19 protein-coding genes and 1 pseudogene are annotated in these 15,955 nt (G+C 69.1%); 6 read left to right on the top strand and 14 right to left on the bottom strand.

Going from position 1 to position 15,955, the window contains the following annotated elements; all coding sequences use genetic code 11:
* Positions 1-56 precede the first annotated feature (56 nt).
* Positions 57-1,178, bottom strand: coding sequence for an alpha/beta hydrolase (locus ACRXBZ_RS06530; protein WP_433878258.1), 1,122 nt, complete (start codon positions 1,176-1,178; stop codon positions 57-59).
* 163 nt (positions 1,179-1,341) lie between these two features.
* Between ACRXBZ_RS06530 and ACRXBZ_RS06525 the strand changes: the two genes are divergently transcribed.
* Both ACRXBZ_RS06525 and ACRXBZ_RS06520 read left to right on the top strand, forming a co-directional pair.
* Complete coding sequence (locus ACRXBZ_RS06525; RefSeq protein WP_433878257.1) at positions 1,342-1,512, top strand: hypothetical protein; 171 nt, start codon at positions 1,342-1,344, stop codon at positions 1,510-1,512.
* Positions 1,446-2,435 carry an alpha/beta hydrolase gene (locus ACRXBZ_RS06520; RefSeq protein ID WP_433878256.1) on the top strand — a complete coding sequence of 330 codons (990 nt, stop codon included), beginning with the start codon at positions 1,446-1,448 and terminating at the stop codon, positions 2,433-2,435. Before ACRXBZ_RS06525 ends, ACRXBZ_RS06520 begins: the two co-directional genes overlap by 67 nt.
* Here the strand turns inward: ACRXBZ_RS06520 and ACRXBZ_RS06515 are convergent.
* Positions 2,415-2,645 (bottom strand): UbiD family decarboxylase domain-containing protein, encoded by a 231-nt coding sequence (locus tag ACRXBZ_RS06515; RefSeq protein ID WP_433878255.1) that lies wholly within the window; start codon positions 2,643-2,645, stop codon positions 2,415-2,417. The genes ACRXBZ_RS06520 and ACRXBZ_RS06515 overlap by 21 nt on opposite strands.
* Before the next feature lie 32 nt (positions 2,646-2,677).
* On the opposite strand from ACRXBZ_RS06515, the gene ACRXBZ_RS06510 reads away from it, so the two are divergent.
* Positions 2,678-3,067: a molybdopterin cofactor-binding domain-containing protein gene (locus ACRXBZ_RS06510; RefSeq protein WP_433878254.1), complete on the top strand. Its 390-nt coding sequence runs from the start codon at positions 2,678-2,680 to the stop codon at positions 3,065-3,067.
* Here ACRXBZ_RS06510 and ACRXBZ_RS06505 read toward each other — a convergent pair.
* Complete coding sequence (locus tag ACRXBZ_RS06505) at positions 3,018-4,244, bottom strand: RNA-guided endonuclease InsQ/TnpB family protein (protein WP_433878253.1); 1,227 nt, start codon at positions 4,242-4,244, stop codon at positions 3,018-3,020. The two genes, ACRXBZ_RS06510 and ACRXBZ_RS06505, sit on opposite strands and share 50 nt — an antisense overlap.
* Before the next feature lie 265 nt (positions 4,245-4,509).
* Complete coding sequence (locus tag ACRXBZ_RS06500) at positions 4,510-4,644, bottom strand: hypothetical protein (RefSeq protein ID WP_433884137.1); 135 nt, start codon at positions 4,642-4,644, stop codon at positions 4,510-4,512.
* 62 nt (positions 4,645-4,706) lie between these two features.
* Between ACRXBZ_RS06500 and ACRXBZ_RS06495 the strand changes: the two genes are divergently transcribed.
* A complete protein-coding gene (locus tag ACRXBZ_RS06495) occupies positions 4,707-4,991 on the top strand; it encodes a hypothetical protein (RefSeq protein ID WP_433884136.1) in 285 nt (94 codons plus the stop codon).
* On the opposite strand, the pseudogene ACRXBZ_RS06490 reads toward ACRXBZ_RS06495, so the two are convergent.
* From ACRXBZ_RS06490 to ACRXBZ_RS06460, 7 genes and pseudogenes are all read right to left on the bottom strand, one after another.
* Positions 4,874-5,110: pseudogene (locus ACRXBZ_RS06490) on the bottom strand (hypothetical protein); the annotation flags it as partial. The gene ACRXBZ_RS06495 and the pseudogene ACRXBZ_RS06490 overlap by 118 nt on opposite strands.
* A 182-nt stretch (positions 5,111-5,292) precedes the next feature.
* Complete coding sequence (locus tag ACRXBZ_RS06485) at positions 5,293-5,667, bottom strand: Zn-ribbon domain-containing OB-fold protein (RefSeq protein ID WP_433878252.1); 375 nt, start codon at positions 5,665-5,667, stop codon at positions 5,293-5,295.
* Positions 5,668-5,887: 220 nt separating this feature from the next.
* Positions 5,888-7,066 carry a thiolase family protein gene (locus tag ACRXBZ_RS06480; protein WP_433878251.1) on the bottom strand — a complete coding sequence of 393 codons (1,179 nt, stop codon included), beginning with the start codon at positions 7,064-7,066 and terminating at the stop codon, positions 5,888-5,890.
* A gap of 720 nt (positions 7,067-7,786) precedes the next feature.
* A complete protein-coding gene (locus ACRXBZ_RS06475; RefSeq protein ID WP_433878250.1) occupies positions 7,787-8,926 on the bottom strand; it encodes an LLM class flavin-dependent oxidoreductase in 1,140 nt (379 codons plus the stop codon).
* A 61-nt stretch (positions 8,927-8,987) separates the two neighbouring features.
* A complete protein-coding gene (locus ACRXBZ_RS06470; protein ID WP_433878249.1) occupies positions 8,988-9,998 on the bottom strand; it encodes an ABC transporter substrate-binding protein in 1,011 nt (336 codons plus the stop codon).
* Between the two features lie 92 nt (positions 9,999-10,090).
* Complete coding sequence (locus tag ACRXBZ_RS06465) at positions 10,091-10,171, bottom strand: putative leader peptide (RefSeq protein ID WP_371812946.1); 81 nt, start codon at positions 10,169-10,171, stop codon at positions 10,091-10,093.
* Positions 10,172-10,248: 77 nt separating this feature from the next.
* Positions 10,249-11,106, bottom strand: a complete 858-nt coding sequence (locus ACRXBZ_RS06460; RefSeq protein ID WP_433878248.1) for an NAD(P)-dependent oxidoreductase — start codon at positions 11,104-11,106, stop codon at positions 10,249-10,251.
* Positions 11,107-11,292: 186 nt separating this feature from the next.
* On the opposite strand from ACRXBZ_RS06460, the gene ACRXBZ_RS06455 reads away from it, so the two are divergent.
* Complete coding sequence (locus ACRXBZ_RS06455) at positions 11,293-11,988, top strand: aldo/keto reductase (protein ID WP_433878247.1); 696 nt, start codon at positions 11,293-11,295, stop codon at positions 11,986-11,988.
* Here the strand turns inward: ACRXBZ_RS06455 and ACRXBZ_RS06450 are convergent.
* Positions 11,902-12,168: a DUF3040 domain-containing protein gene (locus ACRXBZ_RS06450; protein ID WP_168589706.1), complete on the bottom strand. Its 267-nt coding sequence runs from the start codon at positions 12,166-12,168 to the stop codon at positions 11,902-11,904. The genes ACRXBZ_RS06455 and ACRXBZ_RS06450 overlap by 87 nt on opposite strands.
* A 136-nt stretch (positions 12,169-12,304) precedes the next feature.
* Here ACRXBZ_RS06450 and ACRXBZ_RS06445 point away from each other — a divergent pair, with 136 nt between their 5' ends.
* Complete coding sequence (locus tag ACRXBZ_RS06445; protein WP_433878246.1) at positions 12,305-12,661, top strand: arsenate reductase family protein; 357 nt, start codon at positions 12,305-12,307, stop codon at positions 12,659-12,661.
* A 95-nt stretch (positions 12,662-12,756) separates the two neighbouring features.
* Here the strand turns inward: ACRXBZ_RS06445 and ACRXBZ_RS06440 are convergent, their stop codons facing one another.
* Together ACRXBZ_RS06440 and ACRXBZ_RS06435 are read right to left on the bottom strand one after the other, a co-directional pair.
* On the bottom strand, positions 12,757-13,107 hold the full coding sequence (locus tag ACRXBZ_RS06440; protein WP_433878245.1) for a gamma-glutamylcyclotransferase family protein: 351 nt from the start codon (positions 13,105-13,107) through the stop codon (positions 12,757-12,759).
* 97 nt (positions 13,108-13,204) lie between these two features.
* On the bottom strand, positions 13,205-15,694 hold the full coding sequence (locus tag ACRXBZ_RS06435) for an ATP-dependent Clp protease ATP-binding subunit (RefSeq protein ID WP_433878244.1): 2,490 nt from the start codon (positions 15,692-15,694) through the stop codon (positions 13,205-13,207).
* Positions 15,695-15,955: the final 261 nt, after the last annotated feature.

Here is a 15,955-nt window from a genome sequence, read left to right as displayed (position 1 = left end):
CGGACTGTTCGCGTCGATAGGTGTGCCGTATGGTCCGTTCGCAAACGGTGGTTCCGTCAGTGGTTTTCTGGCGGTTGGCCGGCGGTGAAGTTCTCCGCGGCGAAGGTCAGCAGGTAGGGCAGGCCGATGCGGGCGTTGCGCCACGTGTGCCATTCGCCAGGTTCGGTGCGCACCGCGACGTTCGCGCCGTGGGCGGCGAGCTGGTCGCCGAGCCGGTATGCGAGGTCGACGTCGGAGTGCGCGACGACACCGGCGTGCAGCATCACCGAGAGCGGTCGCGTCAGCGGTAGCGCCGGGAGGTACTCGCGCGGGGTGTTGGCGCGCAGCAGGTCGGGGTGGCCGTCCAGCAAGGTGGTTTCGGGGTCGTCGTAGGGCTCGCTGGCCAGGATCACCGAGTAGGTGTTCTGGTTGCGCAGCGCCAGGTTCAGCGCGCAGAACGCGCCGCCGCTCATCCCGCCGATCGCCCGGGCGCCCCGGTCGGGCAGCGTGCGGAACCGGGCGTCGATCGCTTGCGGCACGGTCGTGGTCAGGTACGACTCCAGCTGCGGGCCGCCCGGCACGTTCAGGCACTCCCAGTCGGTGCCGGTGCCCGCGGTGGCGTCCACCGCGACGACGATCATCGGCCGCGCGGCGCGGGCGTCCGACAGTGCCTGCAGGGTCTGTACCGCGCCACCCGGGCCGAGCCAGTCGTCCGGGCCGCCGCTCGGGTAGCCGTGCACGAGATAGACCACCGGATAGCGCTCGTTGGCCCGCCCCGGGTCATCGTATCCGGGCGGCAACAGCACCCGGGTGCGGCCGGTCGGGATACCCAGCCGCGGATCGGGCAGTGAGACGTCGGTCACCCGCACGCCGCCCGGCACCAGGTTCGGCTGCACCGCAGTTGGTTCGGTGTCGCTGTTGCCGCCGCTGGCGAGCATCAGCAACCGACCGAAGTCGTCGAGCGACCGAACGTAGCCGACGTAGCTGTTGACCCCGGCCGCGCATGTCAGCAGCGCCAGCAGAACCGGGACGGAATAGGCGATTCTGCGCAATTTCCACCGCTTCACGACCACGATCGCGCCTATGGTCAGCAGTGTGAGCACCCCCACCAGCACCACGGACTCCAGTGGACTGCGCCCGCCCGCCTGTTCGGTGACCGAAGCGGGGAGCTGCGGTCCCGTGCCTATGCCACTCGTCAATGCCACCCGCACGAAGACGATTATTACCCATCGAGTGGAATCGCTGTGCCGTCCGGCGATTTCGTCCGTATGACCCGGTTTTCCGGTTTGTTCCGGCAAAACCCCCGGTACGCTGGCGGGCGTCCACATCGGTCGGTGTCGGGATTCTGGGAGGTTGCCGGGAATGCGGTGGTTGGCCGATTTCTGCGCGGATCTCTCACTGGTCGACTTTTGGCCGGTGCGCGCGCTGCTGCTGGCCGCAGCACTGCTGTTGCTCGTGGTGCTGGTGTGGCGATTCGCGACCGCGCTGCGCGCTGGCTGCTCGTCCCGCTCGTCGTGGCCGCGCTCGCGCTGAACGCGCTGGTCGGGGTGAACGCGTACTTCGGCTACTACCTGACGCTCGCCCAGGCGCTCGGGGTGGCCGAGGAGAGCGAGGGTTCGCTGGAGATGCTCAACGCCCAGATGGCACCGCCGGCGTCCGGCATGGTGGTCACCGTCGACATTCCGGTCCAGGCCTCGGGATTCCAGGCACGCCCCGCCAACGTGTACCTGCCGCCCGCGTGGTTCGCCAGCCCGCGGCCGAGGTTGCCAGTGATCGTCCTGCTGCACGGCACTCCGGGCAGCCCGACGGACTGGCTGGACGGCGGAGCGGCGCAGCGGACCGCCGACCGGTGGGCGGCCCAGCACGGTGGCGTAGCGCCGATCGTCGTGATCCCCGATGTCAACGGCGGCGTCTTCGCGGACACCGAATGCGTCGACAGCGCCCGCGGCAACGCCGAGACCTACCTGACCGAGGACGTCCCCCGGTTCGTGCACAGCAGATTCCTCACCCGCGACCCCGGACGGGACTGGGCGGTGGCGGGGCTCAGTGAAGGCGGCAGCTGCGCGATCATGCTCGCGTTGCGCCATCCCGATGTGTTCGCGACTTTCGGGGACTTCGGCGGCCTGCTCGGCCCGCGCGATGGCGACGTGAACGACCCGGCGGGGGCTGCCGATGCGTTGTTCGGCGGCTCGCAGCAGGATTTCGACGCCCACGAGCCGTCCTGGCTGCTGACCCACCGCAGGTTTCCCGGACTGCACGGGTTCTTCGTGGTCGGCCACAACGACCCGGAACCGCGAGCGGCCGTGAACCGGCTAGCCGAGCTGTCGCGGGTGGCCGGGATCGACACCGAGCTGGTGGTGATCCCCGACGGCGAGCACACCTTCGACGTCTGGCGCACGGCCTTCGCCGACGCCCTGCCGTGGATCTCCCACCGACTAGGCCTGAATCCAGGATGATCTGTTCGCCAGGGTCGTTTTGCACAGCCGCCACAGGTCGCCCCGCGAGTGCAGGCTGGTGGCGAGTTCGGTGGGAGAGTGAACCATCGACCGGTGGTAGCTCATGTTGCCGACCCCAGTGTCCGGGACGGTGATCATGATCCCACTGGTGATGTAGGGCGCGCGATCGGAGGCGAAGTGCTGGAGGACCGTAATCGTCGAGAGATCCACATCGGACGATAACCAGGGCGAACCGGTTCGCGTTGAACGCCGCCGACGACCCGGAGACGGCGCGGCAGGCGGCCAGGCTCGTCCAAGTCGACTACGAATCCCTCCACCCGTTGACCGATGTGGAACTCGCGCTCGAAGACGCGCGCCGAGTGCACCCGGACGGAAACCTGGTGCGGCACGTCAAGTTTCACCACGGCGATCTCACCGCCGCGCGCGAGCAGGCCGACTTGGTCGTGACCGGCGAGTACGAGGTCGGCATGCAGGATCAGGAATGCCTCGGCCCGGAGTCCGGCTTGGCGCTGCCCACCGAGGACGGCGGCGTCGAGCTGTACGTGTCGTCGCAAGCGTTCGTGATTGACTTCCTCCCCACGCCTAAAGGCGGGGGAGTCCAACCTTCACAGGTTGGGTTTCCTGCTTCATAGCCGACTGCGCGCGAGCAAGCTCGCCCCGGCTTACACCAGCTCCACAGGCATCGCCGGATTTCCACCCGGCTACCGCTCGACCAGCGGCAAGGATGTTCTTCGCGGCGTTGTGGTCCCGGTCGTGCCGAGTGCCGCAGTCGGGGCACGTCCAGTGCCGCACCGACAGTTTCAGGTTCTTCAGCAGGTGCCCGCAGTTCGAGCAGGTCTTTGAGCTCGGGTACCAGCGGTCAACGACAACGACGATCTTTCCCGCTCGCTCGGCTTTGTATTCGAGCTGGCGCCGGAACTCGCTCCACCCGCAATCAGAGATCGCCTTGGCCAGTTTCCGGTTGCGGACCATGTTCTTCACCGCGAGGTCTTCGACCGCGACCAGGTCATTGTTACGAACCAGGCCCGTTGAGGTGCGGTGCAGGAAGTCCTGCCGCGCGTGCCGCACCTTGCGGTGCGCCCGGGCAACCTTGGCTTTAGCCTTGCGGCGGTTCGCTGAACCGCGCTGCTTGCGGGCCATCTGACGTTGATAACGGGCAAGGTTGCGGGCCTTACGGTCCACGTGGCCGGCGTTGGGGATCTTCTCCCCGGTGGACAGAACAGCGAAGTCCTTCACACCCAGGTCAACGCCGACCGCGCGGCCGGTGGCCGGGGCGTGTTCGGGCTCGTCGGTGTCCACGGCGAAGGTCACGTACCAGCGGCCGTCAGGCTCGCGGGAAACGATCACCATAGTCGGATTCAGAGACTGAAGAACCTCCGCACCCCAGGACCACACATACTCAAGCGGCGCGTTGTGCTTGGCCAGCTTCAGCTTTCCATCGCGCAGGCTAAACGCGCTGCGCGTGTAGTGCGCCGACCGACGTCCGTTACGCGACTTGAAGCGCGGGTAGCGAGCACGTCCAGCGAAGAAGTTCGCGTAGGCGGTGTGCTGGTGCCGCAACGTCTGCTGCAACGGCACCGACGACACCTCGGACAGAAACGCCAGTTCTTCGGTCTTCTTCCACGCGGTCAGCGCGGCGTCGGTCTCCTTGTAGGAGGTCTTTTTACCGGTTGCGTGGTAGGAGCGGTGGCGTTCGGCGAGGGTCTTGTTCCACACGAGGCGTACACACCCGAACGTGCGGCCCAGCTGGGCCGCTTGTTCGGGGTCGGGATAGGCCCGAACCTTGTACGCCGTCCTCACACTGATCATTTTTACACAGCGGGCCGACACCAGTAATCATCTGGTGGGAGGGCTACCGCTGGACGCGTTCATCACGGCTTGACGTGCTTCCTCCCCACGGATAAATCCGGGGGCCTCCGCACTACGTTTCTTCGGTGAACCTTCCGGTTCTTACCGGAAAATTCGCTCACGACCGTGCCCTGAGTGGTGATCCCGGTTCTCACCGGCGCAAGCGTTCACGAACCGATCGGAGCGCGGCCGGAGCCGGGTGCACCGGCGAAGGCCTGCGCGATCGTCACGACTGGCGCGCGGTGTCGCCGACGGCACCGATCGCCAGGTCGTCGCGGTGTCGGTGCTGCGCCACCAGCAGGCAGAAGTCCAGCGCCGGCCGCTGACCCGGTCGGCGGCGGCTTCCGGGCCCCAGGCCCACTCGCCGCTGCCCGCGCGCGGAGTTCGACGCGCAGCTGCCCGCCAGGGACGGGAATATTGTTGGTGCTGAAGGAGAATCCGAAGGTTTGCACTTCCAGGTGTGCGACGTGGCGCAGCCGCGGTGGTGGGTTCGCGCGTGACGCCGAGGGCGTCGGCGACGTCATGGCCGTTGCCCAGGTCTCCGTGATCCGCGCGGTGGCCATCGACGCGTGCTTCATCGGCGGCCCGTACCAGGCCAGGCGACCGTTGGCCGGGGCGGCGGTGAGCGCGGCCGGCAGCCGGTCGCGTCCCGCGCGCCAGCGCGCGAGCAGCTTGCCGGGCTCGGTGCCTTCGGAGGCTCCGGCGTAGACGCCGATGTCCTCGGATTCCCGGCGCTGCCGCCCACGAACTCGTCGGGATCGGTGATGGCGAGGTGCGACTTGTCGTCGCTCCAGGCCAGGTGCGCGATCTGGTGGGCGATGGTTCACCCGGCCGCCAGCGTGGTCGTCGCCCACCTCTCCGGGGCCAGCCCGGCGACCATCGCGTCCAGGTCCGCGCTTTCCGCCCGCAGGTCGTCCAGCAGTTCGGCAAGCATCCAGCGCCTGTTCTCGTGAGCGGCACATGGGGCCGCAGTGGTCCCACAGCAAGCCACCTGCGAAGCGCGCTCCCATTAGGCGGCGTGGAAAACCGGCACGGCTTCGCCGTCCTCGTGCCGCTCGAAGCCCACGCCGAGCGCGATCCCCTCGGCGAGGTCCTCGGGCGCGACGTCGAGGATCCGCGCGTGCAACCAGGGCCCTTCGGCGAGCTCGACGATGCCGGCGACGACGTGGCCGCCGCCGGGAACGGGCACCACGGTCCAGGTCACCAGCGTCGCGGCACCGCTCGCGGGTTCCCAGCTGAGCTCGGTGGAGCCGCAGGCCGGGCACTGCGGCACGTTGGGCGCGATGACCGGCGAGCACTGCGGGCAACGCCGGACGAGCAGTTCGCCGCGGGCGCTGCCGTCGAAGAACGCGGCGGACGCCTCGTTGCGGGCAACGGAGATCACGGTTCCTCCCGGATTCAGTGATGATGATCTTTTCCATCAGCGGCGGTAGCCGCTTGCGGTGTGGGACTCAGCTTGCACCGGCGCGGGTTCTCCGGGGTTGTCTCGCGAGGACAGCCCCGACGTGGTGAATTGGCGTTCATGATGCCGGGGATCCCAGAGCGAGACGGCGCCCGAGGTGCCGCTACCCGCACCGCTACGCAAACCACTTTTGAAACACTCGTTAATCGAGGGAGTTCGGGCTGAGCACGACGGTGGAGTGGTGGGCCAGGATGCCGCCGTTGCCGCTGACCAGGACCACGTCGTTGCGCGGTGCCTGCCGCTCTCCGCCGTGGCCGCGGGCCTGGATCACCGCCTCGGACAGCGGGGTCATGCCCCACATGTAATAGGCGGACAGCTGGCCGCCGCCGGTGTTGACCGGAAGGGTTCCGCCCGGTGCCAGCGCGCCGGAGGCGACGAACTCGCCGCCCTCGCCCTTGGCGCAGAAGCCGTAGTCCTCCAGCGTGATCAGCACCGTGAAGGTGTAGCAGTCGTACAACTCGACGACGTCGACGTCGGAGATCGACAGCCCGGCCATCTTCAAGGCGGCCGGACCGGCCTGCGCCGCCCCGCTGACCAGGCCGAATTCGCTGCCGCGCGCGGCCGGGTAGTTGGGGTGGCACTGCGCGAAGCCGAGCACGTTCACCGGCGGTTGCCGCAGGTCGGCGGCGCGGTCGGCGGAGGTGACCAGGACGGCGATGCCGCCGTTGCTGACCAGACAGCAGTCCAGCAGCCGCAATGGGTCGGCGATCATCCGCGACGCCTGGTGGTCGGCGAGCGTGATCGGTTCCCGCAACTGCGCCAACGGGTTGCGCGCGGCCCACTCCCGCTGTGCCACGGCGATCGCGCCGAGCTGCTCGGAGGTGGTCCCGTAGGTGTTCATGTGCCGCCGGGCCGCCTGAGCGTACATGGCGTTCACACTGGTAAGGCCGCTTGCGCCGAGCAGGCCTTCGAAGCCGGTCGGCTTGCGCCGCCAGGTGTAGGCGGCGGCCACGCTGCCCTTGTCGGGCTGGCGGGGCGCGTCGGCGAACACGCACACGACGGTGTCGGCCATGCCGGACTGCACGGCCATCGAGGCGTAGGCGAGCATCGAGCCGGCCGACGAGCCGAACGCCTGCATCTCGGTCAGCAGCCGCAGGTCGCGGACCTGGAGTTCCTGCTGCAGCGTCCAGATGTCGACGTCGCCGGACATCCCCGAGTTGGCGAGGATTCCGTCCACATCGGACAGCTTGAGCCCGGCGTCGGCGACGGCGGCGCGCACGGCGTCCGCGGCGAACTGCCCCGCGGTGCGACCGTAGACCTTGCCAAGTCCGGTCATGCCCAGACCGGCGATCACCGGCTGGCGTCCTGCGGAGCCCGTCAACGCTGCCTCCTCTGCGTGGCACCGGAGATTTCAGACCGCTTCGGTCCAGAATTTCCCCACCATGGTGACGCGCCCGCCCCCACCACACAAGACACCGCACCGACCGCAATTTCCATTGAAATCGAAGGTCCGATTTCAATGGAAATTGCGGAGCTTCGGCGTGTCGGGACACGACACGCCGAAGATTGCGGATAACTTCTGCCAATTTCCGGCCCTTCTGCTTCTTCCGTGAGTTATGCGTGCCCGGGGATTGACACATCTACCGAGACACGACACCGGTAAGAACCGGATCCTAAGAACCGGCATCACCACTCACGATTCGGTGGGGACTGGTCGTGAGTGATTGTTCCGGTAAGGACCGGCATTGTCGCTCACGACTCGGTGGGGACTGGTCGTGAGTGATTGTTCCGGTAAGGACCGGCATTGCCACTCACGACTCGGTGGGGACTCGTGCCTACGCGCACGCACGTGCACCACCACCACTTTGGCGGTCTCGTCGAACTCGACATCCTCGATGACCATGCTCCGGTCGACGCCCACCACAGCACGCCATAAACCGGCCTTCGGCACGCCGTTGTCCGCTCCTCGGTTCCTGACTCTGGACAATCCAGAAACCTAGACGAAGCAACGGTGTGCCCCCGTCTCCAGAACCAAAAACCCGGCTCAAACCACCGACAGAAACGTCACAAGAGTCCAATTTCCATTGAAATTGCGGGTAGGTCACCTGGCGGTTGCCAGCTCGGGTGCCGGGGACTCGGCCGAAGTGAGCAGGCCTCGGCGGGCCAGTTCCGGGTGCACTCCTTCGCCGAACCAGTACGCCTCTTCCAGGTGCGGGTAGCCGGAGAGCACGAATTCCTCGATGCCCACCGCGTGGTACTCCTCGATCAGGTCCGCGACCTCGGCGTGGCTGCCGACGAACGCGGTGCCCGCGCCGCCGCGCAGCAGCCCGACCCCCGCCCACAGCCCGGGGTGGATCTCCAGCTCCCGCGCGTCGCCGCGCAGCACACCGCCGTGCAGGGCGGCCATGTTTCGCTGGCCGGTGGATTCGGTGGTCGCGAACTTCGCCTGGGAGCGGGCCACATCGGCCGGATCCATCTGGTCGACGAACTTCTGCGCGGTGGCCCAGGCCTCGGCGCTGGTGTCCCGGGTGATGATGTGGGCGCGGATGCCGAACCGCAGGGTGCGGCCCTCGTCGGCGGCGAGCTCGCGCAGCCGCTGCACCTTCCGGGCCACCGCGCCCGGCGGCTCGCCCCAGGTTAGGTGCACGTCGGCGTGCCGCGCCGCCACCGGCAGGGCGGCGTCCGAGGAACCGCCGAAGTACAGCGGGGGCTGCGGGTCCGGCGCCTCGAACGCGGTGGCGCCGCGGAGCTGGTAGTGCTCGCCATCGAAGTCGAGCGGCTCGCCGGTGAAGATGCCGCGCAGCGCGGCGAGGAACTCGTCGGTGCGCGCGTACCGCTGGTCGTGGTCCAGCCAGTCGCCGTAGCGCTGCTGCTCGACGGATTCGCCGCCGGTGACGATGTTGAGCAGCAGCCGCCCGCCGGAGACCCGCTGGTAGGTGGTGGCCAGCTGGGCCGCCAGCGTCGGGGTCAGCGAGCCGGGCCGGAACGCCACCAGGAACTTGATCCGCCGGGTGCGAGCCAGCAGCGCCGCCGTGGTGATCCAGGCGTCCTGGCACCAGGTTCCGGTGGGGGTGAGCATCCCGGTGAAACCGAGGTGCTCGGCGGCCTGCGCGACCTGCGCCAGGTAGTCGATGTCGGGCTGGCGCGGGGTGTCGGCCCCGGTCGGCGTGACGTGCGGACTGTCCACAATGGATCGGCCGTCGCCGTGGGTGGGCAAGAACCAGTGCGTGGTGACGGTCATGCGGTGTTCTCCCGGATTCCTCGGAGTCTGCTTGTCGTTGTGGGAAGCGGCGACAGTGGTGTCAGACGGCGGCGAGCTGGGTCGCGAATCGGGTGTCGACGAACTCGGCGAACTCGAACCGGCGGGGGATCTCCTTGGCTGCCACGAACGCGTCCGCGAGTTCCTGCTCCGAGCGGATCACTGCGTCGTCCAGCGGCACCGGCAGGTCCGGCCCCAGGCCGGTGGCCCGCCGGGTCACCTCGATCGGCAGCCCGGTGTCCGCCGACCAGGCCTGCGCGCGCTGCTCCCGGTTGCCGTCGGCGAAGCGCTGCGCCTTGGCCAGCCGCACCAGGTAGTCGGCGATGGCGGTGTTGCGGCCCGCGTCGGCCAGCGCGGCGGTTCCCGCGACCTGGAAGCTCAGGCCGTTGGCGGTGCCCTGGCCGTCGGCGATCACCCGGGCGCCCGATTCCAGCTGAATCTGCGAGAAGTACGGGTCCCAGATCGCCCACGCGTCCACGGAGCCCTGCTTGAACGCGCCGAGCGCGTCGGAGGGCTGCAGGAACACCAGCTCGACGTCGTCGACCGTGAGCCCGGCCGCGCGCAACGTCAACAGGATCTGGCCGTGTGCCGAACTTCCCTTGGCGACCGCGATCTTGCGGCCCCGGAGCTGGTCGCGGCCCCGCAGCGGCGAGTTCGGCAGCACCACCAGGGCATCGCTGGCGACGTTGCCCTTCGAGGTGGCGATGATCTTGATCTTCGCCCCGGCCGCGGCGGCGAACAGCGGCGGCGTGTTGCCGACCCCGCCGAGGTCGATCGCGTCCGCCGACACCGCTTCCAGCAGCGGCGGACCGGACGGGAAGGTCGCCCACTGCACCGTGTACGGGAAGCCGTCCAGACCGGCCGACCGCAGCAGGGAACGGGAATTGCCCTTCTGGTCGCCGACGCGCAGGGTCACCTGCGCCAGTCGCCCGGCGTCGACGGGCGCGGGCACCGGCGCCTGGGCCGGGTCGTCCCGGCCGCTCGCGCAGGCGCTGAGCAGTCCGGCGGAGGCGGTGGAAAGGGCAAGGGCAGCAAGGAAATCACGACGACGCACGGTCGATTGCTCCATCGTTGCGGGAAACGGCGCGCAGGCAGGAGGGAACGGACCCGGAACTGCGGGGTTTGCGAGGATTCAGCGCGAGGAACTCAGCGGGGACGACAGGCGGCGCTGGCCTGCCGTCGCAGATCGACGTGCAGGCGCCAGGTCAACGCGATGCGTCCGGACACGAGCACGATGCTGTCAGCCGCCTGCGGCGAAGGTCAACGACGGCTCGGTGGCTCCCACGCTTCGAGAAACCCGGGAGTCAATCCTGGAACGATGCGAAGTAGGCGGCGGCCATGTCCTCGTCGCCATGACCGGCCGCCTTCGCCCGCCGGAACCGCTCCCGCACCGCGTCGGCGAGGTCGAGCCGCACCGAATCTCCCGCGGCCTCGGCGACCAGCTCCGCGTCTTTGCCCGCGGCGCGCAACGCGAACGACGGCGTGAAGTCGCCGTTGATGATGGCTGATCCCTTGACCTGCGCGTATGCCGAATCCGTCGCTGTTCCGCCGATCGCGGACAGGAAGTCCGCGGGGTCCACGCCCAGCGCACCGGCCAGCGCCATCGCCTCCCCCACCGCGTTCGTGAGTGTCAGGATCCAGTTGTTGACGACGAGTTTCAGCCGTGTTGCGGCCGCGGCCGCGGCGTCCTCGCCGAGCCAGAGGGTGCGTTGCCCGATGGCGTCGAACAGCGGTTGCACGCGGTCGCGCACCTCGGTCGGTCCTGCGGCCAGCACGACGAGTTCGCCGCGCTCCGCCGGGAGTTTCGTACCCACCACGGGCGCGTCGACCAGCGTCACCCCGCCTGCGGCGGCATGTGCTTCGGCCAGGCCTGCCAGTCCGATCGTGCCCATCTGCACCCACACCGCGCCCGGCGCCAGTTCGGCGACTGCCGCTTCGCCCGCCGCGACCGTGGAGGGCGCGTCCAGCAACATCGTGATCAGCACGTCAGCGCCCCGGGCGGCCTCCGCCGGCGTCTCCGCGACGGTTGCGCCATCGGCCGACAGCGATGCCGCCTTGGCGCGCGTGCGGTTCCAGACCCGGACCGGGAAACCGGCTCCCAGCAGGGTGCGCGCCATCGGAGCGCCCATCGTGCCGGTGCCCAGGAACGCCACAGAGGTCATCGAATTCTCCTATCACCTGAGGTGAACTCATGGCGATTGTGCTACCGCTCGCCGGTTTGTGCCGCACAACTCCTGACAGCCGGCAAAGGAAAACCCTTCAGCTGGCTACTGTGGACAGTGATCGGCGTGCGGGCACCGGGTGCGGTGTCCTGGGGCAGGCGCGAAACAATCGTGCGCAGGACCGGCATGACCGTGTCCCGGATCGCCTTCGGCACCGGGCAGCTCGGCGGGATTGGGGGTTCTTCGACGAGCGTGCCGCCAACGAAGCGATCCGGCACGCGCGCGAGCTCGGCACCAACTTGTTCGACACCGCGCAGGCCTACGGGTTCGGGCGGGTCCGAGGAGGTGCTCGGCACCGCGCTTCGGGATGAGCCGACCAGCGACCGCGACAGCCTGGTGATAGCGACGAAGGGCGGTATCGATCCCGGCGGCGGCCGACCGCGCGATGCCGGTCGGGCGTGGCTGCGCCAGGGCATCGACGAGAGCCTGCGGGCGCTGCGGCTCGACCACGTCGACCTCTACCGGATGCACCGGCCAGACCCCGGCACGCCGGCCGGGGAAACCGCCGATGCGCTGCAGGAACTGGTCGACGAGGGTCGGCACGTCGGGGTGTCCAAATACGACGCCCAGCAGCTGGCCGAGTCCGACCGCTTCCGGCCGGTCAAGCCTGCAGCCGCCCTACCACCGGTTCCGGCGCGAGATCGAGCTGGAGATCCTGCCCTATCCCCGCGAGCACGACATCGGGATGCTCGCCTACAGCAGGCGTGGCCTGACCGGGACCTTGCGTTTCCGGGCTCATTCCAGGCGGATCTGCCAGTTTCGGGAGAGGAACACGATCACGGCCAACGCCCCGGCGGACAACACGCCACCGCCTTCGCCTAGGAACAGGCACACCACTGCGATGACTGCGGCGAACACGACCAGCGCCATCCGCGGCGACATCAGCGCCCACAGCCGCCGCCACGCGCTGGTCTCGGTCAACCGGCGGGCCAGTTTGGGATCATCGCCGATGAGCTGCTGCTCGATCTCCCGCAGGCGGCGCCGCTCATCCCTCGGAAGCATGGCCCACCTCCAACGGCTCATCCGTCAGTTGAGCAAGTATCGCAACGATGGCTTCCGCTGTGAAGGGACCATCGGCACGTGTGACGGGCGGCGCGGTTAGCCTATGTCCGCAGTCGTCGTGGCAGGGGAGTTTCCGATGGAGATCTGGGTCAATCCGGCGTGTTCGAAGTGCCGTTCGGCGGTGTCGCTGCTGGACGAGGCGGGAGTGGACTACACCGTGCGCCGGTACCTGGACGAGCCGCCGACGGCCGCGGAGCTGGCCGAGGTGCTGGAACGGCTCGGGCTGGAGCCGTGGGACATCGCCAGGACGGCCGAGCCGGTGGCGAAGGAGCTCGGCCTGAAGACCTGGGCGCGGGAGCCGTCGACCCGGGACCAGTGGATCGAGGCGCTGGTGGCGAACCCGAAGCTCATCCAGCGCCCGATCATCACGGCCGACGACGGCACCACGGTAGTCGCCCGGACCCCGGAAGCCGTGCAGTCGGTGCTGCCCTGAGCGTCCTGGTGCTGCCCTGAGCAGTCCTGGCGCTGCCCTGAGGTCCTGGCGCTGCCGGAAACTGTCCAACTCGCGGGGCATTCGGTCGGTTCTCACTACGGCCAGCCGTGGGGGAGCGGGTTCATGCCGGTGACCGGGCCGCGCCAGGCGTAGACCCAGCACGGCTCGCCGTCGAGTTCGATCCGGCGGCGCTCGTACTCCGGTCCTTCGTACTCGTCGAGCACCGGCCAGGCGCGTTCCGGATCGTGCAGCCGGAAAACCTGTGCGGGCACACGGGAATCCTCACCGAGTTTCAGCGCGGGATAGCCGTTGGCGGTGTCGTACAGCGCGCCGGGCAACCACGTCGGCACCGCCGGTCCGACGACCAGCGGTGCCAACAACTGCCAAGCGGTCGCGCCCTGTTGGAGCGTGCCGTAGACGGCGATGCGATCGGACACGCCCGCCATGATGCACCGATCGTCCCCGCGACGCGACGGTGCTTTCCTTCTTCCGCAAGGAAAACGGGGCGGGCGCTTGTCGCGTCCGCCCCGCCGCGGTGCCGGATCAGGCCGCCGTCGCGGCCGGTTCGCCGACCTGGAAGGTCAGCTCGACGCCCGCCACGGACACCCGCAGTTCGGCTCCCTCGGGCAGTTCGCCGTCCAGGAGCAAGTCGCTGATCCGGTCGCCGACCTCCCGCTCGATCGCCCGCCGCAGCGGCCGGGCCCCGAACTCGGGCCGGTAGCCGCGCTCGGCGATCCAGGCCACCGCCGCCTCGTCGAACTCGACGCCGATGCCCATCGCCTGCAGCCGGCGCACGGTCTGCTCCAGCAGCATCCGGGTGATCGTGTGCAGCTGTTCGCCGTCGAGCCGCTTGAAGACCACGATCTCGTTGATGCGGTTGAGGAATTCCGGCCGGAACGCCTCGCGCAGCCGCGGCATGATCCGCTCGTCGAGCGCCGGGTCGGCGTCCGAAGCGGCGAAGCCGATCTTGCCGCCGGCGCTGGAGACGACCTCCGAGCCGAGGTTGCTCGTCATGATCAGCACCGTGTTGGTGAAGTCGACGGTGCGGCCCTGGCCATCGGTCAACCGGCCGTCGTCGAGCACCTGCAGCAGCGTGTTGAACACGTCCGGGTGTGCCTTCTCGACCTCGTCCAGCAGGATCACCGAGTACGGGTGCCGCCGCACAGCCTCGGTCAGCTCACCGGCCTCGCCGTGCCCGACGTAGCCGGGCGGCGCGCCGACGAGCCGGCTGGCGGTGTGCCGCTCCTGGAACTCGCTCATGTCCAGCCGGACCATCCGCTGCTCGTCGCCGAACAGCGACTCGGCCAGCGCCTTGGCCAGCTCGGTCTTGCCGACGCCGGTCGGGCCGAGGAACAGGAAGCTGCCGACCGGCCGGTTGGGGTCGCCCAGCCCGCTGCGCGAGCGCCGCACCGCGCGGGCCAGTGCCCGCACCGCGTCGTCCTGGCCGACCACGCGCTGGTGCAGTTCCTGCTCCAGCCCTTGCAGCCGGACCTTCTCGGCGGCGGTCAGGCGGCTGACCGGCACCCCGGTCGCCCGCGCGACGACCTCGGCGATGTCCTCGGCGGTCACCTCCAGGACCCCCGCCTCGCCGGCTCCGCCGAGCTCGCCCTGCGCCTCGTTGATCTCGTCGCGCAGCGCGGAAGCCCGCTCGTAGTCCTCCGCGGCGACCGCCGCGTCCTTCTCCTGCTCCAGCCGCTCGATTCGGCTGCGCAGCTCGGCGCCGTCCGGCGCCACCGCCGACAGCCGCTTGCGCGCACCGGCCTGGTCGATCAGGTCGATCGCCTTGTCCGGCAGGAACCGGTCGTTGATGTACTGGTCGGACAGCTGCGCCGCGGCCTGCACCGCGTCGTCGGTGTAGCGGACCTGGTGGTGCGCCTCGTAGTGCTCGCGCAGGCCCTGCAGGATCGAGACGGTGTCCGGCACGCTCGGCTCGGGCACCTGAACCGGCTGGAAGCGGCGCTCCAGGGCCGGGTCCTTCTCGATGTGCTTGCGGTACTCGTCCAGCGTCGTCGCGCCGACCACGTGCAACTCGCCGCGGGCGAGTCGGGGCTTGAGCATGTTGCCCGCGTCCATCGCACCTTCGGCGCCGCCGGCACCGACGACGGTGTGCAGTTCGTCGATGAACACGATCAGCTCACCGCTGTGCTCCGAGATCTCGTCGATGACCTTGGTCATCCGCTCCTCGAAGTCGCCGCGGTACCGGGTGCCGGCCAGCATCCCGGACAGGTCCAGCTGGATCACACGCTTGCCGGAGAGCACCCGAGGCACCTCGCCGGCTGCGATGCGCTGGGCCAGGCCCTCGACGATCGCGGTCTTGCCGACGCCTGCCTCGCCGATGAGCACCGGGTTGTTCTTGGTGCGCCGGGAGAGGATCTCGACGGTCTGCTCGATCTCGTCGGCGCGACCGATCACCGGGTCCAGCTCGCCGTCGCGGGCGCGGGCGGTGAGGTCCCGGCCGTACTGGTTGAGCGTGGGGGTGTTGCTGTCCTCGCGCGGCTGGTCTTGTTCGGTGCGGGGACGCTGACTCGCGGCGCGCAACGCCTCGGGCCCGGCGCCGGCGGCGCTGAGCAGCCGCCCGGTTTCCGAGTCGGCGCTCGCCGACATCGCCAGCAGGACGTGGTGCGGGCCGATGTAGGTGGAGCCGAGCGCGCGGGCCACCCGGTGTGCGTCGGCGAGCACCGTCCGGGCCGCCAGCGTCAACGCCACCGGTCGGTCGCCGACCGCCTCACCGGCCGCCGGGAGGTGCTCCTCGACCTGCGCGGCGAACGCGTCTACGTCCACGCCTACCTGCGCCAACTGCTCGCGGGTCGGGGTCTCGTGCGCGGCCGACCACAGCAGGTGCAGCGCGTCCAGGTCGGTTTGCCCGCGGTCCCGGGCGAAGCGCGCGGCGCCGCTCAGCAGCTGCTGAGCCTGCTCGGTCATCAGCTGGGTGATGTCGATCCGGCGCGAGCCCGGCGCGGCGTCGTCGGCACCGGAGAAGCGCGCGAAGTACTCGTCGAAAGGGCCGCCGGCAGATCCGAAGAACGTCGCCATTCCTAACCTCCTCGCGACGGTGTTGCTGGCTTCCGCCGCCATCTACTTGAGTCCGATGCTATCAACCAACATCAGTCGCACCCAGGTAATTCCATCCAGTCCCACAAGTGGCGCGCGTCACCACTTGTCGCATCCCGCCGCGATCAATATGGTTCGCTGGAAATATTCTCTTGCTGGAATATGCGCTGATGGGGGTGGGTGGACGACAAGCTGCCGCGACTCGCCGACGGCCGGTACGAGCTGCGGTTCGAGCGCCGGCTC

This window comes from Saccharopolyspora hattusasensis (assembly GCF_050972075.1).
In the GTDB taxonomy this organism is placed as follows: domain Bacteria; phylum Actinomycetota; class Actinomycetes; order Mycobacteriales; family Pseudonocardiaceae; genus Saccharopolyspora; species Saccharopolyspora hattusasensis.
This window is presented reverse-complemented; position numbering and strand designations above follow the sequence as displayed.